Raw genomic sequence first — 22,671 nt, forward strand, 5'->3', positions numbered from 1 at the left:
CGCCCCCCGGACCACCGCCCCTGACCCGCGGGCGGGATTAGATTCGCGCCCTCAGGCGGGCTTGGGGGCGCGCTATTGATCCCGCCACCGCTCGCGATCACGCACTACTTGACTTTTGGATCCAGTATCCATTTAATGGAGACAGCACCAGGGAGGAGGCCGACATGCACATCGGGTACGCCGCGATGCTCGAGCAGGTCGAGCCCACCGCCGTGATCCAGAACTGCGTCCTCGCCGAGGCGCACGGGTTCCGCGGGATCATGGCCACAGACCACTTCCAGCCCTGGCTTCCGCGTCACCGCAACGCCGCGCACGTGTGGACCATGCTCGGCGCGATCGGCGCACACACCAACGGCGACCTCGGTCCTGGGGTGACCACGCCGGGCTTCCGCACGCATCCGGCCGTGGTCGCCCAGGCCGCCGCGACCCTGGCGACCCTGTATCCCGGGCGCACGTGGCTCGGGCTCGGCTCGGGCGAGGCGCTCAACGAGCACGTCGTCGGCGACTACTGGCCCGAGCCGGCGGAGCGCATCGACCGCATGTTCGAGGCGGCCGACCTCATCCGCAAGCTCTTCTCCGCCTCCCTCGCCGGGCGCGACTCCCGCCACCGCGGCGAGCACTTCCGCATGGAGTCCACCCGGCTGTGGACCATGCCGCCCACCGCCCCGCCCGTGTACATCGCCACTGCAGGCCCGGCCACGGCCCGCCGCGCCGGACGCCACGCCGACGGCCTGATCACCACCTCCGCCGAGGTCGAGCGCCTCGCGCCCTTGCTCGCCCGGTTCGCGGAGGGCGCGCGAGAGGCGGGGCGCAATCCCGACACTCTGCCGAAGGTGCTCCAGCTGCGGCTCTCGTGGGCGCCGACCGAGGAGCAGGCGCTCGCGAACGCGCTGACCGAATGGCCGGTCGCCGGACTCCGCATGCGCCGGGGCGATGTGCGCTCGCCCTACGACTTCGAACAGCTGGTGCGCGGGGTCACGACCGACGACCTGCGGGCGTCGATGCTCATCTCCGCGGACCCTGACGCGCACCGAGCGCAGATCCAGCGGTACGTCGACCTCGGTTTCACCCGCATCTACCTGCACAACGTCAGCCCGGACCAGAAGCAGTTCCTCGAGGTCTTCGGTCGCGACGTGATCCCGAAGGTGCACGCATGAGCGGCCCCGCGATCACGGTCTTCGCCCTCACCGGCATGAGCGAGGTGCACCCGGGCGACGACCTCGTGGCGCTGATCCTCGGCACCGGCGTCGAGCTCGTCGACGGCGACATCCTCGTCGTCACCTCGAAGATCGTCTCCAAGGCCGAAGACCGCTACGTGCAGGCCGCCGACCGCGAAGAAGCGATCACGGCCGAGACCGTGCGCCTCGTCGCCTCCCGCACCTACGACGGGCACACCATGCGCATCGTCGAGAACCGCCTCGGCATGGTCGCGGCGGCCGCCGGCGTCGACGCCAGCAACACCCCCGACGGCTGGGTGCTGCTGCTCCCCGAAGACCCCGACCGGTCGGCGCGCACGCTTGCGGCAGGGCTGCGTGCCGCCACCGGTACCGAGGTGGGCGTGATCCTCAGCGACACCCTCGGACGCCCTTGGCGCGAAGGGCAGACCGACGTGGCGATCGGCGGCGGCGGGGTGCACATGATCGCCGACCTCCGCGGCACGACCGACCAGGCGGGCAAGGTCCTCAGCGTCACGACCCCGTGCGTCGCGGACGAGCTGGCCGCGGCGTCCGACCTCGTCAAGGGCAAGGCGAGCGGCAATCCCGTCGCCGTGGTGCGCGGTCGTGCCGATCTCGTCGGTCCCCTGACCCTCCCCGGTGCCTCGAGCATCGTGCGCGCCTCGGAGCGCGACCTCTTCTGGCTCGGCACCGCCGAAGCACTCGACCAGGGGTACCGCGACGGCTACGCCGCCGCCCTGGCAGACCTCACCGAACGACACACGAAGGATGCGACATGACACTGACCCTCGGATACAAGGCCAGCGCAGAACAGTTCGACCCGCGGGAGCTCGTCGAGATCTCGGTCGCGGCGGAGGCGCACGGCATGCAGTCCGTGTTCGCCAGCGACCACTTCCAGCCGTGGCGGCACACCGGCGGGCATGCCCCGTTCTCGCTCACGTGGATGGCGGCGGTCGGAGAGCGCACCTCGAGCATCCGCATCGGCACCTCGGTGCTGACCCCGACCTTCCGGTACAACCCGGCCGTGCTGGCGCAGGCATTCGCGAGCCTCGGTTGCCTGTACCAGGACCGCATCATCCTCGGCGTCGGCTCGGGCGAAGCGCTCAACGAGATCGCGACCGGATTCCGCGGAGCGGGCGAGCAGGAGTGGCCCGAGTTCAAGGAGCGCTACGCGCGCCTGCGCGAGTCGGTGCGGCTGATGCGGGCGCTGTGGTCGGGTGACCGGGTGAACTTCGACGGCGAGTACTACTCGACGCACGACGCCTCGATCTACGACCGCCCCGAGGGCGGCATCCCGATCTACATCGCTGCCGGCGGACCGATGGTGGCGCGCTACGCCGGTCGCGCGGGCGACGGTTTCATCTGCACCTCCGGCAAGGGACAGGAACTCTACGTCGACCAGCTGCTGCCCGCCGTGAAGGAGGGGCTGGAGCAGTCCGAGCGCTCGTTCGACAGCTACGACCGGATGATCGAGATCAAGCTCTCCTACGAGGAGACGCGCGAGGCCGCACTGGAGAACACCCGGTTCTGGTCGCCGCTGTCGCTGTCGAAGGAGCAGAAGCACGACATCACCGATCCCGTCGAGATGGAGAAGGCGGCGGATGCGCTGCCGCTGGAGACCATCGCCAAGCGCTGGATCGTCGGCAACGACCCGGATGCCGTGGCCGCCGAGATCCAGCAGTACATCGACTGGGGCTTCAACCACCTCGTCTTCCACGCGCCCGGTCACGACCAGCGCCGGTTCCTGCAGCTCTTCGAACGCGACATCGCGCCGCGGCTGCGCGGCTGAGGACGAGACGATGATCCGGGGTTCGGGTGTCGGGGTTCCCTCTCCGGGGGTTCCCGTGCGGGAGTGGGTCGTGGTGATCCCGGTCAAGCGCGCCGAGGTCGGCAAGTCGCGGCTGCGGCTGCCCGGGATCGAGCGCGAACCCCTCGCCCGGGCCATCGCGCTCGACACCATAGAAGCCGCTGCCGCGTGCGAGCGGGTCGTCGAGGTGATCGTCGTGACGAGCGACGAGGTCACCTCTCTCGCGTTGCGTCAGCTGCCGCGGGTACGTGTCGTGCGCGACCGCGGCGAGGGGCTGACGGCGGCGATCGACTTCGGTGTTCGTGCGGCGTCGGACGAGCGGCCGCGGGCCGTGATGCTGGGCGATCTCCCGGCGCTGCGTCCGGATGAGCTGGCGCGGGCGCTCGCCTTCGCCTCCTCGCACCCGCGCGCGTTCGTGCCCGACACGGAGGGCACCGGCAGCGTGCTGGCGACGGCGCGCGCAGGCTTCGACCTCGTGCCGTGCTTCGGGACCGACTCTGCCGCCGCACATCGAGCGGCCGGTTTCGCGGAGGTCGGATTCCCGGTGCTGAGCGGCCTGCGCCGCGACCTCGATCATGCCGAGCACCTGCGGGCGGCGCAGCGTGCCGGACTCGGTCCGCGCACCGCGGCGCTCATCGAGCGACCCCTGGTGCTCGCGTCATGACCGCCGATCCCGCTGCACCGCGGATCGTGGTGCTGGCCGGCGGCGTCGGCGGGTCGAAGTTCGTCGTGGGCGTGCGCGAGGCGGCACGGCGTCGCTGGCCCGATGGCGCGGGCGGCTCGCGCGCCGAGATCACGGTGATCGCCAACACCGGCGACGACCTGTGGCTCAGCGGCCTGCGGCTGCAGCCCGACGTCGACTCGATGATCTACGCGCTCGCCGGCGTCAACGACACCGCGCGCGGGTGGGGGCGCACGGGGGAATCGGAGCGCGTCGCGGCCGAACTGCACGCCTGGAATGCGGGGTGGCCGTGGTTCACCCTCGGCGACCTCGACCTCGGCGCCCACATCGCCCGCACCGGCTGGCTCCGAGACGGTGCCCCGGTGACGGAGGTCGTGGCGCGGCTGGCCGGACGCTGGCCGCTCGGCGTGACGCTGCTGCCGATGACGGACGCCGAGGTCGACACTCATGTCTCGACCGATGAGGGGCGGATGCACTTCCAGGAGTGGTGGACCCGGCATCGGGCGATGCTTCCGGCGCGCGGCTTCGAGTCGCCGGGCATCGAGCAGTCCGTTCCGGCGCCCGGGGTCATCGAGGCGCTGGCGGATGCGGATGCGATCCTGTTCGCCCCCTCCAACCCTGTGGTCTCGCTCGGTCCGATCCTCCGCGTTCCGGGTGTCGCCGACGCAGTGCGGGCGGCCCGCGGCGGGGTCGTCGGCGTCTCCCCGATCATCGCCGGCTCCCCGGTGCGCGGCATGGCCGACGCCTGCCTCGCCGCCGTCGGGATCCCGGCGACGGCCGATGCGGTCGGGCTGCACTACGGTCCGCGCGCAGAGGGAGGACTGCTCGATGCCTGGCTCATCGCCGAAGAGGATGCCGCGATGGCAGCATCCCTCGCGGCGACAGGGCTGCGCGCCCCGGTGCATCCGCTCTGGATGCGCGAGCTCGACACGGCGACCGCGCTCGCCGACGCGGCGCTCGAAGCAGCCCTCTCCCACTGATTCACCCGGCTTAATTCCGGCCTCGACCCGAGCGTGGAGTGCGATGGCGGCAATAGCCTGTGAGCGCATTCGCCGACACGAGGGAGAAGGCCATGGAAGCAACGGAAACGACCGACGACAGCCACGACTTCGTCGACAGGAAGCGCAGGCTCGTGAGGGCCGTGGGTGTCATCGGCATCCTCGGCGGCATCGTGCTGATCGTGGTCGGCGTCGTGGTCTGGATCATGGTGTCGACCCAGCTGCGCGCCGAGAACATCACCATCCCCGACGACGCGATCGCGTTCCAGGGGCAGACTGTCGCCGGGCCGCTCACCGCCTATGTTCAGGCCGACATCATCCAGCACCACGCGCTGGAGGCCTCCAACGGCCAGACGTATTCCGAACTCGCGATGGACGACCCGGTCCGCGCCACCGTGATGAACGCCTCGTTCCTGCGGGCGTCGCTCTTCACCTCGGTCGTGTCGTTCGGCGTCGCCGCGTTCGCGATCGGTGTCGGCATCCTGTCGGCGCTGTTCGGCTGGGCGCTGCGCTCACTCGCCGTGGTGCGTTACCGCGCCTGAGGCTGCCGAAGGCGAAGTTTCGTATCTTATCCACTTTATGTACATAAGTGGTACTCTGAGGGCATGAACACGATCAGCCGCAGTGTCCCGTCGAAGGACCTCCGTGACAGCCTGGCCGACGTCCTGGGGGGCGTCGCGTATGGGTCGGAGCGGGTGGGTGTCACTCGTCACGGGAAGCTCACCGCCGTCATGATCAGCGTGGATGACCTGGAACTCCTCGAAGAGCTGGAAGCTGCACGCGATGCGGCCGAGTTCACTGCCGCCAAGGCCGTGGATGACGGGCAGCGCGTCTCGCTCGATGAGCTCCGCGCAGAAGTCGCGTGATCGCTTATCGAGTCGAGTTCACCACTGCTGCGGCCAAGGAGATTCGGAAGTTGGATCCACGGATCCGACGCCGGATCCTTGCGGGTATCTCCGAGCTCGAGCGGGAGCCGCGTCCGAGCGGTGTGCGCAAGCTCGCGGGATATGACAACGCCTGGCGGATCAGGGTCGTCGACTACCGAGTGCTGTACGAAGTCGTCGACGCCCAGGTCCTCGTAACCGTCGTTCGAGTCGCCCACCGTCGGGGTGTCTACGACATCTAGTGCCTGCGATGAATCCCGCGGCGGCAGCGGCGGCGGCCGGTCAGGCGCGCACGACCGCACTCTCGGCATCGAAAACGATCAGCGGACGGTCGCTCCCCGGGCGGGACAGCACCTCGGCGTCGACGCGCCAGACCCGACGGATGAGCTCGCGCGTGAGCACGTCCTGCGGTGAACCTGTCGCCTGCACGTGACCGTCAGCGACCACGACCACCCGATCGGCGAAAGCGGCCGCGTGGTTGAGGTCGTGCAGCGCCGCGAGCACGGTCATCCCGTCGCCGGCGAGCGAGCGCAGCAGCACGAGCGCGTCGAGCTGGGCGCGGATGTCGAGGTGGTTGGTCGGTTCGTCGCACAGCAGCAGCGTCGGTCGTTGGGCGAGGGCCCTCGCCAGGTTCACGCGCTGGCGCTCGCCGCCGGAGAGCGTCGCGGCATCGCGTTCGGCGAACTCGCCCGCGCCGGCGCGGGCGAGCGCGACATCCGTGGCCGCGGCATCCGCATCCTCTCCCTCGAACGTCAGCCACCCGCGGTGGGGCAGCAGCCCGAGGCCGACGATGTCGCGGCCGGTCATGCCCTCCGCCGCCGACCATTCCTGCTCGACCAGTGCCACCCGCTGTGCACGGGCGCGGCGCCGCATCGCCGCGAGGGAGTCGCCGTCGAGGGAGAGGGAGTCGATCTCTCCGCGCAGCGTCCCGGCGATCAGGCGCAGCAGCGTGCTCTTGCCCGAGCCGTTGGGTCCGAGCAGCGCGGTCACCTCGCCGCCGCGCGCGGACACGTGCATGCCGTCGATGATGAGCCGGTCGCCGTGGGAGAAGCGGATGCGGCGGGCGTCGAGGCCGCTCACGGGCGTGCCTTCCGCATCCGCAGCATGAGCAGGGCGAACACCGGTCCGCCGATCAGAGCCGTGACGATGCCGACCGGCAGTTCCCGCGGTTCGAACACGGTGCGGGCGATCGTGTCGGCCCAGATGAGGAACACGGCGCCCGCGAGGAACGACACCGGCAGCAGCACGCGATGCCGTGCCCCGACGACCGCCCGCACGGCGTGCGGCAGGATCAGTCCGACGAAGCCGATCGAGCCGCTCACGGCGACCAGCGCACCGGTGAGCAGTGCCGTGCAGAGGAAGAGCAGCACGCGCAGGCACGTCACCGGGATGCCCAGTGCCTCCGCGGCGGTGTCGCCGAGCACGAGACTGTCGAGCGGGCGGGCCGATGCCAGCAGCGGGATGGCGCACACGAGCACGGCGACCCCGGCGAGCGTGGCCGACGCCCAGTCCGCACCGCCGAGCGAGCCGAGCAGCCAGCTGAGGATCTCGCGGTAGCTGTCGTTCGTGGCGCTCCAGAAGATCACCAGGCTGGTCAGTGCGGCGAGCACGGCCGACACGGCGAGCCCGGCGAGCACGACGGCGGTCGGCCCGGACGAGCCGGCGGCCCGCGCCAGCCCGAGAGTCAGCGCCAGGGCGAGCAGCGCCCCGGCGAAGGCCGCGAACGGGAGCGCGATCGCCGCACCGAGCACGATCACGATGACCGCGCCGGTCGAAGCCCCGGACGAGAGGCCGAGCAGATACGGATCGGCGAGCGGATTGCGGGTGAGGGCCTGCATCACGGCGCCGCATAGCGCCAGTCCGCCCCCGACTGCGGCGGCGGTCAGCACGCGCGGCACCCGTCCCTCCCAGATGATCGCGTCGCGGATGGGGGTGAGCCCGCTCGTCGTCCCGGTCAGATGCGCCCACACGCTCGCCGCGAGCTCGGCGGGACGGATGTCGGCCGGACCGATCGCGACTGCGGTCACGATGCTGCCTGCCAGCGCGAGCAGCAGCACCGTGATCGCCGGCACCGTCCGTCGCCGTGTCCGAGGGGCGGATGCCGCAGGGAGGGGGACCGCCGCCCGCACCGGGAGCGTGGCGCTCACTGTTCTCCGAGCTGCGCCACGATCGACTTCACCGCGTCGACGTTGCGGATTCCGGCTTCGGTCGCGGGGAAGTCGACGATCATGAACCGCTGATTCTTCACGGCGTCGAGCTGCGCGGTGACGGGGTTCGACGTGAGCAGCGCGATCTTGGAGGCGGCCGTGTTCCAGGCGGCGTCCACCAGCACGATCACGTCGGGGTCGGCGTCGGCGATCAACTCCCACGAGCTCGACGTCCAGGTGTCGTGCACGTCGGCGAAGACGTTGTCGAGCCCGGCCGCCGACATGATCATCTGCGGTGCGCCGATGCCCGCACCCACGAACGGCTGGTCGGTGCCCGACGAGTACCAGAGCGCGGTGAGGCCGCGGTCGTCGGGGGTGATCGCGGCGAGCTCCTTCCGCTGCTGCGCGATGAGGGCGGTCGCGGCGTCCTCCTCGCCGAGCAGTTCGCCGGCCTCCGCGAAGCCGTCGAACACGGTGTCGAACGTGAGCGGATCGGGTATGTACCCGGGGGCTTTGCAGGCGGCGGGTGCGACGTAGGTGGCGATGCCGAGCTTCTGCAGGTCGGCGCGTTCGCCGGCACCGTCGACCGAGAAGTTCGACTCCCAGCCGGCGAACACCAGGTCGGGCTCGAGGTCGAGCACCGCCTCCTTCGAGGGCACCTTCTCGGAGACGACCGCGATCCCGTCCGCGTCGGCGGCGAGGTCGTCGGGGAGAGGCCCATCGGAGAAGGCGGAGCCGATGATGCGGTCGCCGGCGCCGAGGGCCAGCGCGAGTTCGAGCGTCGACGACTTGATGGTGAGGATGCGCTGCGGGGGCGAGTCGACCGACACCTCGGTCCCGCAGTTGTCGAGCACGAGCGGTTCGGCGGCGGCATCGGCGGCGGCGGCCGAGTTCGCGGGCGCACCTGCGCATCCGCTGAGGCCGGCGGCGAGCAGGAGGGCGAGGACGGGGGCGGCGCCGAGGGCGCGGGCGGTGGCGGGCATGGTTCTCCGAAGACGTGGAAGGGAAGGGTGCAAGAGAGCGCACGTTCGCCGTCCAGGTCGGGACCAGCGACGTCGGCCAATCGGGTCGACGTGATGCGGTCATGGTAGCGCGGATACTGGATCCAAATCAATACTGGATTCTGGATCCAGAATGGACGATGATGAAGAACGCCCCACCGCTGCGGTGCCGATCTTCGATCGCGATGCCGCGCTCACCCGAGAGGAATCCATGCAGACCACATCCGTCTCGTACTTCAGCGAGGGTCAGCGCATCTCCGCCGTCTGGCGGACTCCCGATCATGAGGGGCCGTATCGCGCGATCGTCCAGGGGCCAGGATGGCTCGGACTCAAAGACGCCAAGCTCTACGTGCGCTACCACGAAGCCCTCGTCGAGGCCGGCTTCGCGGTGCTCGTGATCGACTACCGCGGCTTCGGCGACTCCGAAGGCGACCGCGGATACCTGTCCCCGGCCTGGCAGCTGCAGGACCTGGTGAACGCCGTGACCTACCTGACCACCCGCGACGACGTGATCGCCGACGCGATCGGTGTCTTCGGCACCGGCGGCACGGGCGGCGGCAACGCCGTGCTCCTCGCCGACGCCGACCCGCGCATCAAGGCCGCCGTCAGCCAGGTGCCCGTCGCCGACGGCGAGGACTGGCTGCACCGCATGCGCAGCGAGTACGAATGGCTCGACTTCCAGAAGTCGCTCGAAGAGGACCGCCGGCTGCGCGTCGCCACAGGGGAGGGGCGCATCGTGCACCCCCGTGAGGAGATCATGATCCCCACGGCCGAGCGCCGAGCGACCAAGATCAAGGCTGACGTCGACGACCGCATCCCCACCGCGGTGCCGCTCGCGTGTGCCGAGGGCATCATCGCCTACCGGCCCATCGACGCCGCCGCCCGCCTGACCACACCCCTGCTCGTGATCGGCGTCGAGGGCGATGCGACCACCCCGACCGACCACGCCGAGGCGCTCTACGAGGCCGCGCGCGGTCCGAAGCAGCTGATCATGCAGCGCCACACCACGCACTACGCCGCGTACGACGCCTACTGGGAGCAGACCACCCCGGTGATCGTCGGCTGGTTCGACCAGTACGTGCGGCCCGCGCATCTCATCCACCGCGTCTCGCCGTCTCCCGCGATCGGCGAGTCCATCCAGGCACAATCCGTCACCACAGAGGAGGTCGCGCGATGAGCGTCGATCTGAAGATCACCGGCGGCACCGTCGTCACCCCCGCAGGACCGGTCGTCGCCGACCTGCTCGTCGCCGACGGCAAGGTCGCAGGCATCGTCTCGGCCGATACCGCCATCGACGCCGACCGCACGATCGATGCATCCGGCAAGCTCGTGCTCCCCGGCATGGTCGACGTGCACGTGCACACCCGCGAACCGGGCTACGAGCACAAGGACGATATCTACACGACGAGCCTGCAGGCCGCGGCCGGTGGCGTCACGACCATGTTCGGCATGCCCAACCTCAAGCCGCCGACGACCGATGTCGCCACGCTGACCGACGTGTTCCACCGCTATGAGGAATCGTCGATCGTCGACTGGAACCACAACCCCGCGCCGACCAAGTTCGACGAGATCGCCGGTATGAGCGACATGGGAATCCGCGCGTACAAGATCTACATGGTCGTCGACACGGGTCGCGACTACCCGCACCCCTCCGGCACCGGCATCCACAACCACGGGCACCTGCTCGAGATCATGGACCACATCGCCCAGACCGGGAAGCGGTTCATCGTGCACCCGCACGACCAGGCGCTCATGGACTACATCGAGGGTGCCTACCTCGCCCGCGGCGAGAACACCCCCGAGGGCTACGCCTCCGCCTACGCCGCGCGCGAGGGCGTGATCTGGGACACCGCGATCGACGTGGTGCTGCGCCTCGCCGAAGCATCCGGATGCCCCGTGCACATCGCGCACATCCAGACCCGCCGATCGATCGAGGCCGTGCGTCGCGCCAAGCAGAACGGCATCGACGTGACCTGCGAGGTCAACCACTGGGCGCCGTTCCTCTCCACGTGGAACGACGTCGAGACGCTCGGCCCCTACGCGCTCAGCTACTGGGTGCCCGACGACAACCGCGCCGCCGTGTGGGAGGGCATGCGCGACGGCACGATCGACATCGCCGCCAGCGACCACGCCCCGCACACGCGCGAGGAGAAGGAGGTCGGTTGGACGCAGATGTGGAGCTCGCACACCGGCACCCCCGGCATCCAGTACTACTACGAGCTCATGCTCGACGCCGTCAACAAGGGCGAGCTCGACCTGCAGCGCGCGATCGACATGGTCGCCCACATCCCCGCCGCGAAGTTCGGCCTGGAGGGTGTGAAGGGATCGCTCACGATCGGGGCGGATGCCGACATCGTCATCGCCGACCTCGCCGAGGAGTGGACCATCACGAACGACGACGTGCTGTCGAAGATCGGCTGGACCCCTTACGACGGGCGCACCATCAGCGCCCGAATCCAGCGCACCCTCGTGCGCGGTGTCGACGTCTACGTCGACCGCGAGGTCGTCGGCGACCCCGCATTCGGAAAGCTCGCCGCCTCGGCGGAAGACAGGGCGGCGCTCGCCGCAGAGAGGAACTGACATGAAATTCGGACTGCTGCTGCCGCACTTCGGCGAGGAGGCGAGCAAGGAGAAGCTCCTGGAGGGATCCAAGCTCGCGGAGAGCTTCGGATTCGACTCCGTCTGGGTGCGGGATCACCTGGTGTTCGAGCCGCACGGCGAGATGGAGAAGCCGAACCGCACGTTCTACGACGCGCTGACGACCCTCACCGCAATCGGCGCCGTGACCGACAAGATCGAGCTCGGCACCGGATCGCTCATCCCGTTCCGTCACCCGTTGGTCACGGCCCTCATGGCCGGCACGATGACGCAGCTGCTCGGTCCGCGCCTGATCCTCGGGTTCGGCGCCGGCACCTTCGATCATGAGTTCGACGCGATCGGCTGGGGCGACCTCGACCGTGTCGAGATGGTGCGTTCGAACGCCGAGATCCTGCGTCGGGTGTTCACCGAGAACGACGTCACCTACGACGACGGCATCTTCTCGTTCGAGAACGTCACGATCGAGCCCAAGCCCGTCGGTGGACGTATCCCGTTCTGGTACTGCGGTGCGACCCCGCGCTCGGCCCGTCTCGCGGCGGAGTTCGCCGACGGATGGATGCCCGGACGCACCGGCCTGCTCACGATGGAGAAGCGCATCCAGACGATGCGCGAGATGACGGACGAGAACGGCCGGCCCATGCCGACCATCGCCGTGATCCCGCCCACCTCGATCGAGGACACCCGGGAAGAGGCGCTCAAGCACGTGAACATCCCGGGCCTGCTCGCCTGGGCGAACAAGGCCAAGTTCGCGGTGAAGCCGCCGTCCGGCAGCTTCGAGACCGTGGAAGACCTCGAGGGTCAGCTGATCGTGGGCGACCCCGATCAGGCGGTCGAGCAGATCAAGCGGTTCGAGGAGGTCGGCACCGAACACCTGGTGTTCGACTTCCGGTTCAAGTTCGATCGGTTCTTCGAGCAGATCGAACTTCTCGGTACCGAGGTGCTTCCTAAGCTGCGATAAGCCGCGCACCCGAGCGCGGCACGAGACGAGAGGTCGACGATGACTGACGTGAAAGACACCGCACGAGACACCACCGATCCGCTGATCTCGGTCACCGGACTCTCGGTGAGCTACGACGTGGCGCGCACGGGAAAGAAGCTGATCGCCATCGAAAACGTCGACCTCGACGTGTTCGAGGGCGAGTTCATCACGGTGCTCGGCCCGTCGGGGTGCGGCAAGACGACGTTCATGAACGTCATCGCCGGCCTCGTCGCGCCGAGCACCGGGTCGGTCCTGGTGGATGGGAAGCAGGTCGACGGCCCTGGACCCGACAGGGCCGTCGTCTTCCAGGACTATGCGCTGCTGCCGTGGCGGACCGTCTTCGACAACGTGAAGTTCGGGTTGGAGATGCAGAAGGGCCTGCGCACGGCGGATTGGCGCGCCAAAGTGCAGGAGGCCATCGACATGGTCGGCCTCAAGGGGTTCGAGTCGTCGTATCCCCGCGAGCTCTCCGGTGGGATGCAGCAGCGCGTCGGGCTCGCGCGGGCGTTCGTGGCCGAGCCGCGGATCCTGCTGATGGATGAGCCGCTCGGTGCGGTCGACGCCCTCACCCGTGAGGTGATGCGCGACGAGATCGAGAAGCTCATCGAGAAGACCGGCAAGACCGTCCTGTTCATCACACACTCGATCGAGGAGGCGATCCTGCTCGGCGACCGCATCGTGGTCTTCAAGAGCCACCCCGGCGCGATCAAGGAGATCATCACCACCGGCATCGAGCGACCGCGCTCGGAGCGCTCGGTGCAGCACGACCCGCGCTTCCTCGAACTCCGCGACCACCTCTGGGAGGCGCTGGAGGGCGAGGCCACAGCGGCCGCGGTGTCGAAGTGACCGCGCTCCTCGCCTCGGGCCCCAACCTCGGCAGGGGTGGCGCGGCCGCGTGGCTCGCGGGCTTGAGTGCCCGCGGCAAGGCCGCCGTGATCGCGGTCGAGGTCGTCATCCTCCTCGTGCTCTGGCAACTGGTCGTCGGAGTGCTCGGCTGGATCAATCCGGTGTTCCTCCCGCCGCCGCTGTCGATCGCACAGGGCTTCGGCGAGATCGTGGCCAACGGGTCGCTCGCCGCCAACGCCGGCGTCTCGATGCAGGCGTGGCTGACCGGCTTCGCGCTCGCGGTGGTCGTCGGCATCCCGGTCGGTCTGCTCATGGGCTCGTCGCTCCCGGTCGATCGGGTGGTCGGTCCGATCGCCTGGACGATCTATGCCACCCCGTCGATCGCGTATCAGCCGCTCGCGAAGGCGTGGTTCGGATTCGGCATCGGCCCGGTGATCTTCCTCGTGACGATCAGCGCGATCTTCCCGATCCTGCTCAACGTCGCGGCGGGCATGCGCACCACAAATCCATCGATCATCCGGGCCGCGCGCGTCTACGGCGCCGGGCGGATGCGGCTCTACCGCTCCGTGTACCTGCCGTCGACGATCCCGTTCCTGTTCGCGGGTCTGCGTCAGGCGGTCGTGCTCGCCACGATCGGCATGGTCGTGGCCGAGCTCGCCGGCTCGTCGAGCGGCATGGGCGCGCTCATCATCCGCGCCTCGAACACATATCAGACCGATCAGGCGTTCGCGGCGATCGCCGTCGTCGTGGTCTGGAGCGTGGGCATGACCCAGGCGGTCACGGCCATCGAGCGCGGTGTCGCGCCGTGGACGAGGAAGGGCAAGCGATGAGTGTCATGTCTGCGACCGGGACCGTCCGCATCGTCCGCCCGCGGCGTGTGGTGCGCTCGGGCGAGGGCAGGTGGACGTTGCTTCTGATCGGCGTCGTGCTGGTGGTGCTGCTCCTGTGGGAGGCGGCGGTCAGCTGGTTCCAGTGGATCCCTGCGGCGTTCCTGCCCGCCCCCAGCGCCATCGCCGTGGCGTTCGGGCAGCTCATGGTCGATCCGGAGTTCTGGTCGGCTTTCGTCTTCAGCGTCACCAACCTGCTGATCGGTCTCGCCATCGCGATCGTCGTCGGTGTGGTCGTCGGCCTCGCGGTCGGCTGGTCGCCGGTGCTGCGCTTCATGGTCGCGCCGTTCCTGTGGGTGCTGTACTCCACGCCCAAGGTGGCGCTCGCGCCGCTGTTCATCCTCGGGTTGGGACTCGGGAGCGAGTCGAAGATCGCGCTCGTGATCCTGCTGGCGGTGTTCCCGATCCTGCTGAACACGATGGAGGGTGCGGTCACCGTGAATCCTTCGCTCGTGAACGCGGCCCGGGTCTACGGGGCGAAGGGGATCGGTCTCGGCTGGAAGGTGATCTTCCCCGCCACGCTGCCGTACAGCCTGTCCGGCATCCAGCGCGGTGCGGCTCTCGGCTTCACGGGTGAGGTGCTCGGCGAGTTCCTCGGCGGCACCGGCGGCCTCGGCCACCTGCTCGAGTTCGCGGCCTACCAGTTCCGCATGGACGAGGCGATCGCGATGGTCGTGGTGATGGTCATCATCGCGAACCTGACGCTGTTCCTCATCTCGGTGCTCCGTCGTCGGCTCGCGCCCTGGTATGACGAGCGCAAGATCGTCGGCTGACCCGCACCCGCCACCGACTCCCGACCCCCGTCTCATGCGCGACGGGGGTCGGGTCTTTGGTCTCATCGCTCATCGCCGACATCCTGCGGGATCCGTTCTCCGGGATCGGGAAGCCGGAGCCGTTGAAGCACGTGTTGTCCGGGGCGTGGTCCCGTCGCATCGATCAGAGCAATCGTCTCGTCTACTACGTGAGCGACGACCAGATCGTCATCCTGCAGGCTCGCGACCACTACTAGGAGCACACGAAGAGGCCCCACCGCCATGCGCAACGGTGGGGCCTCTCGTGTGACTCAGTGGATCACGGGTAGGGCAGCGTCGCCGGTCCCTCGTTGTCGAGTCCCAGCAGTTCCTGCGCCTTGCGCAGGTAGACCAGCTGTTCGGAGTCGAAGTCGAGCGGATCGAGCTGCTGCGTCTCGATGGTGGTGTCCCATGCCTCGTCGTCGAAGTACAGGTTCGGGCAGGCGAGGTGGCCGTCGAGGATCCAGACGCTGTCCGACTCGCGCAGCTCCGCCACGTCGAAGTCGTTAGCCTCGTAGATGTCCAGGGCGGCGTCGGCGTTCTCCGGGAACTCGCCCGGTGCCGGTGCCGTCATGAAGTCAGTGGCCTTGAGCGTCGCCCGCAGGAACCGCACCAGGGTGTTCGGGTTCTCCTGAGCCCACTTCGTGCCGGCGATCTGCACATCGTTGGCCCAGTTCCGCAGCGACTCCACGACGATGTTCGCGCCGTGCTCCTCGAGGGCGGCCCGGTCGTCGGCGTAGAACGGCTGCAGCGTGATCTTGTCGTTCACGAAGAACTCGGTCCACGACTCCGAACCGGGGCCGGGGTAGACGATCTCGGCGTTGATCCCCGAGACGTCCCACCCTTCTTCCGCGAGCACCTGGGCGCGCTGGAACTCGGCCGGGTCGCCGGGGGTGCCCGCCAAGACGATCGAGGTCCCGTCGAGGTCGTCGACGCTCTTCACGTCGGACTGCACCGCGAAGTCGAAGTTCTGCCGGCAGTAGTGCCCGGAGACCAGGTCGATCTCGACGCCCCCGCGGATGGCGTCGATCACGGTGCCAGTCGACTCCACGCCGATGTCGGCGCTGCCGCTGGCGACCGCGGCCGTGACGTTGTCGGCGGTGATGACCTCGACGGTGAGGCCCTCGTCTTCGTAATAGCCGAGGTCGGTTCCCAGCACGAACATCGAGTACATCGTGATGTCGGGGAAAGGGATGGCCACCGTGATGCTCGTGTCTTCGGCGGCTCCGGGTTCGCCGTCGCCGAGGTCGACGGGTCCGGTCGGTGTCGGCGACGGTGCGGTGCAGGCGGCGAGCAGCGTCAGTGCTGCTGCGCCGCCGACCACGGCGATGCCGAGTCGGTTTCGTGTCGTGCGCATGACTCTCCATTCGGGCAAGTGCGTGCGACTCCTCCGTGGAGTGGGGCGCCTCACGCGGATTTTGGGATACGGTATCCAATTTGGAATCACGTGTCCATGGTTTGCGGGATATCGTGCTCGAACAGGGTGTAGACGGCTCTGGTGAAAATTGGATACAGTATCCGAAACAGATTCCCGCGATGAAGAGGTGAAGATGCGTGCCGCCGTGCTGAGCCGCCACGACCTGGACGGGCTGACCGTCGCGGAGACGGCTGCACCGGCACCCGGACCCGGCGAGGTTCTCGTGCGCGTCGACACGGTCGGGGTGAACCAGCTCGACCTGAACGTGATCGCCGGCATCGGCCCGGGAGCGCAGGCCCGCCTGCCGCGCATCCTCGGCATCGACCCGGCCGGGGAGATCGTCGCGGTCGGCGCCGGCGTCGACCAGGAGCGCCTTGGACAGCAGGTCGTCGTCAAACCCAACATCGCCTGCGGATCATGCGCGTACTGCGAAGCCGGCGACGAGGCCGACTGCCCGAGACAGACCGTCGTCGGCGTGCACCGCGACGGGGGAGCGGCCGAGTTCGTCTCCGTCCCCGCCCGCAACGCGATTGACCGCCGCGGGCTCGATGCCGCGCAGGCGACCGCCGTCGTGCACAGCGCTTCGATCGTGATCAACGCCGTGCGCACGGTCGCGCTCGCCGCCGACGACAGGGTGCTCATCACGGGTGCCGGTGGAACGCTCGGCCGCGCCGCCGTGGCCATCGCGCTGGCTCGGGGCGCCCAGGTCGTCGCCGCCTCCCGCCGAGACGTCGCTCCGGTGGGCGATGAGCAGCTCGTCCGGGCCTCGGACGCCGCGACCCTGGCCGCTGCGCTCGACGGGGGCGACGGTTTCGATGTCGTGCTCGACGTCTCGGGACATGCGCCGACGCTGAGCGCCGGGATCTCGGCGTTGCGGTGGGGAGGTCGGGTCGTGTTCTGCGCGGCATCCGTCGACAGCGATCTGCGCATCGACTCCCGCGACTTCTACCTGCGGCGCAAGCAGCTCTCGGGCGTCGCCAGCGCACGCTACGACGACGTGGCCGAGGCGCTCGCGCTCGCCGCGGCCGGAGCGCTGCCTTCGCTGGTCGGCACCCGCTACGCGCTGGACGACATCGCCACGGCGTATCGCGAGTTCCCCCGGAAGGGCGACGGGAAGGTCGTCGTCGATGTGCGCTGACCGCCCGCGGAATCGAAGAGGAGACCAGAAGTGACGAGTTCTGCATCACCCGGCGCCGGAGCGCTTGCGGGGATCCGCGTGGTCGAGCTGGGCCAGTACATTTCCGGCCCGTTCGCTGCGAAGCTGCTCGCCGACCTCGGCGCCGACGTCGTCAAGGTCGAGTCGCCGGAGGGCGACCCGATGCGCCGGTGGGAGGGCCGCGCGACCATGAGCCCCCAGTTCGCCGCCTACAACCGGGGCAAGCGCGGGGTGGTGCTCGACCTCAAGAGCGCCGAAGGCCTCGCCGCCCTGTTCGGACTGGTCGACGACGCCGACATCGTGCTCGACAACTTCCGTCCCGGGGTCGCCGATCGGCTCGGTTTCGGGCCCGAGGCTCTGCATGCCCGAAACCCGCGGGTGATCACGTGCTCGATCACCGGCTTCGGCCCGACCGGCCCCGCGGCCACGCGCCCCGCCTACGACACCGTGATCTCGGCCACCGGCGGCATGTACAGCCAGATCGTGCCGGCATCCACGATCCGTCCGCTCGGGCCGGCGTTCTCCGACCTGCTGTCGGGCATGTCAGCGGTGCAGGCCGTGCTCGCCGCGCTCCACGCCCGCGATGTCAGCGGAGTGGGGGAGCACGTCGAGGTCACCATGGTGGGCGCGCTGCTCGACTTCCTCACCGAGTCGGCGTCGGCGTTCCTCGAGACCGGTCAGATCTCTTCGCCCGATTCGCGACCGCGTCGGGCGCAGGCCTACGCGTGCCGCGGCTCCGACGACAAGGCGTTCGTGATCCACATGTCGGTGCCGGAGAAGTTCTGGACCGGCCTGCTCGACGTGCTGGAACGGCCGGACCTCGCCGAGGACCCGCGCTTCTCGACTCGCGAGGGGCGCGTGCGCAACTACGACGAGCTCGACGTGGTGCTCAAGGAGATCGCGGCCACGCGACCCCGCCAGCACTGGCTCGACCGACTCGCGGCGCACGACATCCCGCACGGTCCGCTCAACACCATGGGTGATCTGTTCGACGACCCGCAGATCGCCAGCATGGGGCTGGTCGAGGAGATCGACGGCCCCGACGGGGCACTGCGCGTTCCGGTGCCGAGCACGCGCTTCGCACGCAGCGGGCGCCCCGAGCTGCGCTACGCCCCGGCCCTCGGTGCCGACACCGAGGCGCTGACCGGACTGCGCGCAGCATCCGAACCCGAACCCGCACGAGCGAAGGAAGGGGCAGCCTGATGCCCGGCATCGACGACCTCGTCGCGATCGACGTCCACACGCACCCGCAGACCGAGGAGTTCATCGCGGCGATGGGGAAGCGGCACACGCAGATGGCCGCGCACTTCGGACGAGAGCGTCCGGTCGTGTCGTTCGCCGAGCAGGCCGACCAGTACCGCGACCGCAGGATGATGGCCGTGATCGTGAACTCCGATTCCGAGACCACGAGCGGCATCAAAGGAGCGCCCAACGACCTGCTCGGCAAGGCGCAGCGAGACCACCCCGACGTGTTCCTCGCGTTCGCCGGCATCGACCCCTGGAAGGGCGAGGCCGCGGTCGCCGAGATCCGCAGGATGCACGACGAGTACGGCATCAAGGGCGTCGGCGAGCTCAACCCGTCGCGGCAGAAGTTCCTCGCGAACGACCGCCGTTTCTGGCCGATCTGGGAGACCTGCGCCGAGCTCGGACTCGTGGTCATGTTCCACTCCGGATTCCCCGGGGCCGGCGCGGGCACACCGGGTGGGGGCGGATACCGGCTCGAGAATGCCCGGCCTGTGCCGTACATCGACGACGTGGCTGCCGAGTTCCCTGAGCTGAACATCATCAGCGCGCACCCGGCCTGGCCGTGGCACCTCGAGAACCTCGCGATGGTGTGGCACAAGTCGAACGTGTACCTCGACCTGTCTGGCTGGGCGCCGAAGTACCTGCCGCCCGAGGTGGTCCGCTACGCCGACTCGCTGATCTCCGACCGGGTGCTGTTCGGGTCGGACTGGCCCGTGATGACGGCGGATCGGTGGATGGCCGAGTTCGACGAGCTCGGCATGAAGGAGGAGTCGCGCCGGAAGATCCTGCTCGACAACGCACGCAAGCTGTTCCGGCTGTGACCGGCGAGGAAGGAGCCGATCGTGGCTGAATTGGTGATGGCGGCGGCGACGCCGCACAACCCGCTGCTGTGGCGGGCGATGCGCGAGCCGATGCCGGATGATCTCGTCCAGGTGGAGGCGAACTTCCGCCGCATCCGCGAGGCGATCGCGGATGCCGGTGTCGATACGCTCATCGTGCTCGGCACCGACCACGTGCGGCAGTTCTTCTCCGACAACTCGCCCGCGTTCATCGTCGGCAAGGCGGCGTCGTACCACGGCACCTACGAGAACGAGGTGCGCACGTTCGGCATGGAGTACGCCGAGCTCACCGGCGATCCGGAGCTGGCGACGCAGATCACCGGCCGCGAGGTGCTGCCCGAGACGATCGACTTCTCGGTCTCGCACGAGTGGCGCCTCGACCACAGCTTCGTGCTGCCGTTGCAGTACGTGCGGCCCGAGCTGGACCTGCCGATCGTGCCGATCCACGCCAACTCGATCCTGCCGCCGCTGCCGACCGCCGCACGCTTCGCCGCACTCGGGCATCACCTGCGCACCGCGGTCGAGTCGTGGGACAGCGGCGCCAGGGTCGGGCTGCTCACGTCGGGCCACATGGCCACGGACGTCGGTGGGCCCCGCACCTTCAACGGCTCGCCCGACCCGGAGTTCGACGCCGAGGCGGTCTCGTGGATGCGCGACGGCGACCTCGACGGCGCGATCGCCGGCTGCCGCTTCGACCGGATCATGGCCGCTGGCAACGTCACCTATCAGTATGTGAACATCGTGGCCGCGCTCGCCGCGATGCAGGGGCGGCCGGCCGAGCTCGCCGAGGCCACGACGTCGCGCTTCGCCTCCAGTCCGTTCTTCCTGTGGAGGGCCGCATCGTGAGCAAGTACATGATGAACAAGTTCATCCGCGCCGTCGAGATGAGTACCGCCAACGTCAACGCCTACGTCGCCGACACGGCGGGTTTCGTCGACGCCTGGCTGGCCGGGGGAGCAGGGCCGGATGCGGTCGCCGACGACCGTGTGCTGACGCCCGAGGAGCGCACCGCCTTCATCGACCGCGACTACGGGGCGCTGTACGGGCTCGGCGCGCATCCGTATCTGCTCTGGCACTTCACCGAGGCCGTCTACGAGCACGAGTACACCGATGGGTTCGGGTGGCGTGAGCTCGTGGAGCGGTACCGCGCCGCGATCATCCCGCACGGCGAGATCGACGACATCCCCTGACCGGGGGCTCTCCGCCCCTTCGTCATCCGTCGGGAGGTTTCGCCGTCCGGGCACCCCCGCGGTCGGGATCTCCCGACGTCCGTCCATGCTCCCGACAAGTGGACCGTGCGTGCGTGCGTGCGGGCGTGCGTGCGGGCGCGACGGATGCCCCGTGGCGGGGTTTCCACGGGGCATCCGCCCTTTCTGCGCCGGCGTCGAGCGACAGGGCGAGCTGGGGGCTACGAACCCGTCGGCGCGGGGAACGACGCAGCGGCGCACCGGCGGCGCGGGGTCTCCTCCCCCGAGGACGACCGCACCGCCGGCGTCATCGCTACGCCGTCAGGCGGCGTCGCAGCAGCCCGGCACCTCCGAGGAGGAGCAGGACGGCGGCGAGGGTGACCAGTCCGATCGACGGCGCTCCGCCGGTCATGGCGAGTCCCTCAGCAGGACCGGTGAATGCGGCACCGGAGGCGCTCGCCGCACCGGCCGAGGATCCGGGGGTGGTTCCCGGGTTCGTTCCGGGGTCGGTTCCCGGGTCGGTCCCGGGGTCCGTGCCGGGGTCCGTGCCAGGGTCGGTTCCGGGGTTTGTGCCCGGGTCGGTCACCGTCGCCTCGCCGATCACGGAGATGGCGTTGCCGCCGAGCGTGATCGGAAGGCTGATCGGCAGCGCGAGCTGGGTGCCGCCGAGGAGGCCGCCCGCACCGGTCGTGATGCCGCCCCCGGTGGTCGGTGCGGTCGGCGTGGCGCCGGTTCCGCCCGTGCCGGTGACGGTGGCGTCATCGAGCAGGGAGATCGCGTTGCCGGTCACGCCGATGGGGGCGGTGACGGGTGCGGTGATCTGGGTGCCGCCGAGGACGCTGTCGGTTCCGGTGGTGGTGTTGCCGCCGGTCGCGGGTGCGGTCGGCGTGGTGCCGGTTGCTCCCGTTCCCGTGCGGGTGACGGTGGCGTCGTCGAGGAGCGAGATCGCGTTGCCGGTCACGCCGATGGGGGCGGTGACGGGTGCGGTGACCTGGGTGCCCCCGAGGACGCTGTCGGTTCCGGTGGTGGTGGTGCCGGTCGCGGGTGCGGTCGGCGCGGGAGCGGTGCTCCCGGTGCCGGTCGCCGACGTGTCGCCGAGGAGCGAGATCGCGTTGCCCGACACCGTGATCGGTGCGGTGACGGGCGCCGTGGCCTGCGTGCCGCCGAGGATCGCGTCGTCACCCGAGGTGCCCGCCATGGTGGCGGGAGCGGTCGAGCCTGCGGTTCCGGTGGTGCCGGTACCGGTCGAGCTCGTGTCGCCGAGGAGCGCGATCGCGTTGCCCGACACCGTGATCGGTGCTGTCACCGGGGCGATGACCTGCGTGCCGCTGCCGATCCCGTCATCGCCGGACGTGGCCGGGCCGGCCGGAGCGGAGGATGCCGGTGCTGCGGCGCCCTGCGCGGTCGGTGCGGTGTTCGCGCTGTCGCCGAGGAGCGAGATAGCGTTTCCGGTGACGGTGATGGGTGCGTTGACCGCGAGCAGCGCCTGGGTGCCCGAGAGCACGCCGTCCAGGCCGTTCGTGGTCACGAGAGGCGCCGCGGCGGGAGTTCCGGCCTGGGGAGCCGGACTCTGGGGAGTCGCTGCCGGGGCGCTGGTGGATGCGGTGTCGACCACGCTCACCGCGTTGTTCGTCACGGTGACGGGCAGGTTGACGGTCACCGCGGCCTGGGTGCCGGATGCCGCCCCCGATGCCCCGCTGGTCTCCGGTGCGGGGGCCGGCGCGGGAGCGGGGGCCGGTGCTGGGGCAGGGGCCGGTGCCGGTGCCGGGGCGACGGCGTTGCCGAGCACCGAGATCGCGTTGCTCACGACCGAGATCGGTGCCGAGATCGTCGTCTCCGCCTGCGTGCCGGAGAGCAGTCCGTCGTCTCCGTTGGTCTCGGCCGCATTCGCGGCCGTCGCGCCGAGGAGCGTGATGCCCCCGGCGATGAGCGTGCCCCACAGGACGCGCTTGATGTACGTACGCATGATTCTTCTCCTGACTGGATGGATCGTCTGATGGGTGCACGCGATGGGAGTGCGCGCGCAGCACGG

Annotated in this window: 25 protein-coding genes; 20 read left to right on the forward strand and 5 right to left on the reverse strand. The window is 69.6% G+C overall.

The window, feature by feature from the left end; genetic code table 11:
* Window positions 1–164: 164 nt before the first annotated feature.
* The 8 genes from WFM69_RS01660 (at window position 165) to WFM69_RS01695 (ending at window position 5,788) form a co-directional block, all read left to right on the forward strand.
* A complete protein-coding gene (locus WFM69_RS01660; RefSeq protein WP_337000997.1) occupies window positions 165–1,157 on the forward strand; it encodes a TIGR03557 family F420-dependent LLM class oxidoreductase in 993 nt (330 codons plus the stop codon).
* Window positions 1,154–1,954: a coenzyme F420-0:L-glutamate ligase gene (cofE, locus tag WFM69_RS01665; protein WP_337000999.1), complete on the forward strand. Its 801-nt coding sequence runs from the start codon at window positions 1,154–1,156 to the stop codon at window positions 1,952–1,954. The genes WFM69_RS01660 and cofE overlap by 4 nt, the downstream gene beginning before the upstream one ends.
* A complete protein-coding gene (gene fgd, locus WFM69_RS01670; RefSeq protein ID WP_337001001.1) occupies window positions 1,951–2,964 on the forward strand; it encodes a glucose-6-phosphate dehydrogenase (coenzyme-F420) in 1,014 nt (337 codons plus the stop codon). The genes cofE and fgd overlap by 4 nt, the downstream gene beginning before the upstream one ends.
* 10 nt (window positions 2,965–2,974) lie before the next feature.
* Window positions 2,975–3,646, forward strand: a complete 672-nt coding sequence (cofC, locus tag WFM69_RS01675) for a 2-phospho-L-lactate guanylyltransferase (RefSeq protein ID WP_337001003.1) — start codon at window positions 2,975–2,977, stop codon at window positions 3,644–3,646.
* Window positions 3,643–4,644, forward strand: a complete 1,002-nt coding sequence (gene cofD, locus WFM69_RS01680) for a 2-phospho-L-lactate transferase (protein ID WP_337001005.1) — start codon at window positions 3,643–3,645, stop codon at window positions 4,642–4,644. Before cofC ends, cofD begins: the two co-directional genes overlap by 4 nt.
* Window positions 4,645–4,736: 92 nt before the next feature.
* Window positions 4,737–5,204, forward strand: coding sequence for an aromatic ring-opening dioxygenase LigA (locus tag WFM69_RS01685; RefSeq protein ID WP_337001007.1), 468 nt, complete (start codon window positions 4,737–4,739; stop codon window positions 5,202–5,204).
* Between the two features lie 63 nt (window positions 5,205–5,267).
* Window positions 5,268–5,528 carry a type II toxin-antitoxin system prevent-host-death family antitoxin gene (locus WFM69_RS01690; protein WP_337001009.1) on the forward strand — a complete coding sequence of 87 codons (261 nt, stop codon included), beginning with the start codon at window positions 5,268–5,270 and terminating at the stop codon, window positions 5,526–5,528.
* Window positions 5,525–5,788, forward strand: a complete 264-nt coding sequence (locus WFM69_RS01695) for a type II toxin-antitoxin system RelE family toxin (RefSeq protein ID WP_337001011.1) — start codon at window positions 5,525–5,527, stop codon at window positions 5,786–5,788. The genes WFM69_RS01690 and WFM69_RS01695 overlap by 4 nt, the downstream gene beginning before the upstream one ends.
* A gap of 40 nt (window positions 5,789–5,828) precedes the next feature.
* On the opposite strand, the gene WFM69_RS01700 is transcribed toward WFM69_RS01695, so the two are convergent.
* From WFM69_RS01700 to WFM69_RS01710, 3 genes are read right to left on the reverse strand one after another with little or no spacing between them, the layout of a single operon-like run.
* On the reverse strand, window positions 5,829–6,626 hold the full coding sequence (locus WFM69_RS01700; RefSeq protein ID WP_337001013.1) for an ABC transporter ATP-binding protein: 798 nt from the start codon (window positions 6,624–6,626) through the stop codon (window positions 5,829–5,831).
* Window positions 6,623–7,693, reverse strand: coding sequence for a putative F420-0 ABC transporter permease subunit (locus WFM69_RS01705; RefSeq protein ID WP_442928367.1), 1,071 nt, complete (start codon window positions 7,691–7,693; stop codon window positions 6,623–6,625). Before WFM69_RS01705 ends, WFM69_RS01700 begins: the two co-directional genes overlap by 4 nt.
* Entirely contained in the window at window positions 7,690–8,676 is a 987-nt protein-coding gene (locus WFM69_RS01710; protein ID WP_337001015.1) for a putative F420-0 ABC transporter substrate-binding protein, read from the reverse strand. The genes WFM69_RS01705 and WFM69_RS01710 overlap by 4 nt, the downstream gene beginning before the upstream one ends.
* 151 nt (window positions 8,677–8,827) lie before the next feature.
* Here WFM69_RS01710 and WFM69_RS01715 point away from each other — a divergent pair, with 151 nt between their 5' ends.
* Genes WFM69_RS01715 through WFM69_RS01745 form a run of 7 tightly spaced genes read left to right on the forward strand, consistent with a single transcriptional unit; the run spans window position 8,828 to window position 15,013 of the window.
* Window positions 8,828–9,871, forward strand: coding sequence for an alpha/beta hydrolase (locus WFM69_RS01715; RefSeq protein ID WP_337001017.1), 1,044 nt, complete (start codon window positions 8,828–8,830; stop codon window positions 9,869–9,871).
* Entirely contained in the window at window positions 9,868–11,274 is a 1,407-nt protein-coding gene (locus tag WFM69_RS01720) for a dihydroorotase (protein ID WP_337001019.1), read from the forward strand. Before WFM69_RS01715 ends, WFM69_RS01720 begins: the two co-directional genes overlap by 4 nt.
* A 1-nt stretch (window position 11,275) precedes the next feature.
* Window positions 11,276–12,250 carry an LLM class flavin-dependent oxidoreductase gene (locus WFM69_RS01725; RefSeq protein WP_337001021.1) on the forward strand — a complete coding sequence of 325 codons (975 nt, stop codon included), beginning with the start codon at window positions 11,276–11,278 and terminating at the stop codon, window positions 12,248–12,250.
* Between the two features lie 39 nt (window positions 12,251–12,289).
* Window positions 12,290–13,117: an ABC transporter ATP-binding protein gene (locus WFM69_RS01730; protein WP_337001023.1), complete on the forward strand. Its 828-nt coding sequence runs from the start codon at window positions 12,290–12,292 to the stop codon at window positions 13,115–13,117.
* The gene (locus WFM69_RS01735) at window positions 13,114–13,947 is read left to right on the forward strand and encodes an ABC transporter permease (RefSeq protein WP_337001025.1); all 834 of its coding nucleotides are present in this window, start codon (window positions 13,114–13,116) and stop codon (window positions 13,945–13,947) included. Before WFM69_RS01730 ends, WFM69_RS01735 begins: the two co-directional genes overlap by 4 nt.
* On the forward strand, window positions 13,944–14,777 hold the full coding sequence (locus WFM69_RS01740; protein ID WP_337001027.1) for an ABC transporter permease: 834 nt from the start codon (window positions 13,944–13,946) through the stop codon (window positions 14,775–14,777). The genes WFM69_RS01735 and WFM69_RS01740 overlap by 4 nt, the downstream gene beginning before the upstream one ends.
* A gap of 56 nt (window positions 14,778–14,833) precedes the next feature.
* Window positions 14,834–15,013, forward strand: a complete 180-nt coding sequence (locus tag WFM69_RS01745) for a Txe/YoeB family addiction module toxin (protein ID WP_337001029.1) — start codon at window positions 14,834–14,836, stop codon at window positions 15,011–15,013.
* A 62-nt stretch (window positions 15,014–15,075) separates the two neighbouring features.
* On the opposite strand, the gene WFM69_RS01750 is transcribed toward WFM69_RS01745, so the two are convergent.
* Window positions 15,076–16,152, reverse strand: coding sequence for an ABC transporter substrate-binding protein (locus tag WFM69_RS01750; protein WP_337001031.1), 1,077 nt, complete (start codon window positions 16,150–16,152; stop codon window positions 15,076–15,078).
* 193 nt (window positions 16,153–16,345) lie between these two features.
* Here WFM69_RS01750 and WFM69_RS01755 point away from each other — a divergent pair, with 193 nt between their 5' ends.
* From WFM69_RS01755 to WFM69_RS01775, 5 genes are read left to right on the forward strand one after another with little or no spacing between them, the layout of a single operon-like run.
* On the forward strand, window positions 16,346–17,350 hold the full coding sequence (locus WFM69_RS01755; RefSeq protein ID WP_337002079.1) for an alcohol dehydrogenase catalytic domain-containing protein: 1,005 nt from the start codon (window positions 16,346–16,348) through the stop codon (window positions 17,348–17,350).
* A 30-nt stretch (window positions 17,351–17,380) separates the two neighbouring features.
* On the forward strand, window positions 17,381–18,571 hold the full coding sequence (locus WFM69_RS01760; RefSeq protein ID WP_337001033.1) for a CaiB/BaiF CoA transferase family protein: 1,191 nt from the start codon (window positions 17,381–17,383) through the stop codon (window positions 18,569–18,571).
* A complete protein-coding gene (locus WFM69_RS01765) occupies window positions 18,571–19,434 on the forward strand; it encodes an amidohydrolase family protein (protein ID WP_337001035.1) in 864 nt (287 codons plus the stop codon). Before WFM69_RS01760 ends, WFM69_RS01765 begins: the two co-directional genes overlap by 1 nt.
* Before the next feature lie 21 nt (window positions 19,435–19,455).
* Entirely contained in the window at window positions 19,456–20,298 is an 843-nt protein-coding gene (locus WFM69_RS01770) for a hypothetical protein (protein ID WP_337001037.1), read from the forward strand.
* Window positions 20,295–20,642, forward strand: a complete 348-nt coding sequence (locus WFM69_RS01775; RefSeq protein WP_337001039.1) for a hypothetical protein — start codon at window positions 20,295–20,297, stop codon at window positions 20,640–20,642. The genes WFM69_RS01770 and WFM69_RS01775 overlap by 4 nt, the downstream gene beginning before the upstream one ends.
* A gap of 310 nt (window positions 20,643–20,952) precedes the next feature.
* On the opposite strand, the gene WFM69_RS01780 is transcribed toward WFM69_RS01775, so the two are convergent.
* Window positions 20,953–22,605: a hypothetical protein gene (locus WFM69_RS01780; protein WP_337001041.1), complete on the reverse strand. Its 1,653-nt coding sequence runs from the start codon at window positions 22,603–22,605 to the stop codon at window positions 20,953–20,955.
* Window positions 22,606–22,671 lie beyond the last annotated feature (66 nt).

It is taken from the genome of Microbacterium sp. LB12, from assembly GCF_037150835.1.
In the GTDB taxonomy this organism is placed as follows: domain Bacteria; phylum Actinomycetota; class Actinomycetes; order Actinomycetales; family Microbacteriaceae; genus Microbacterium.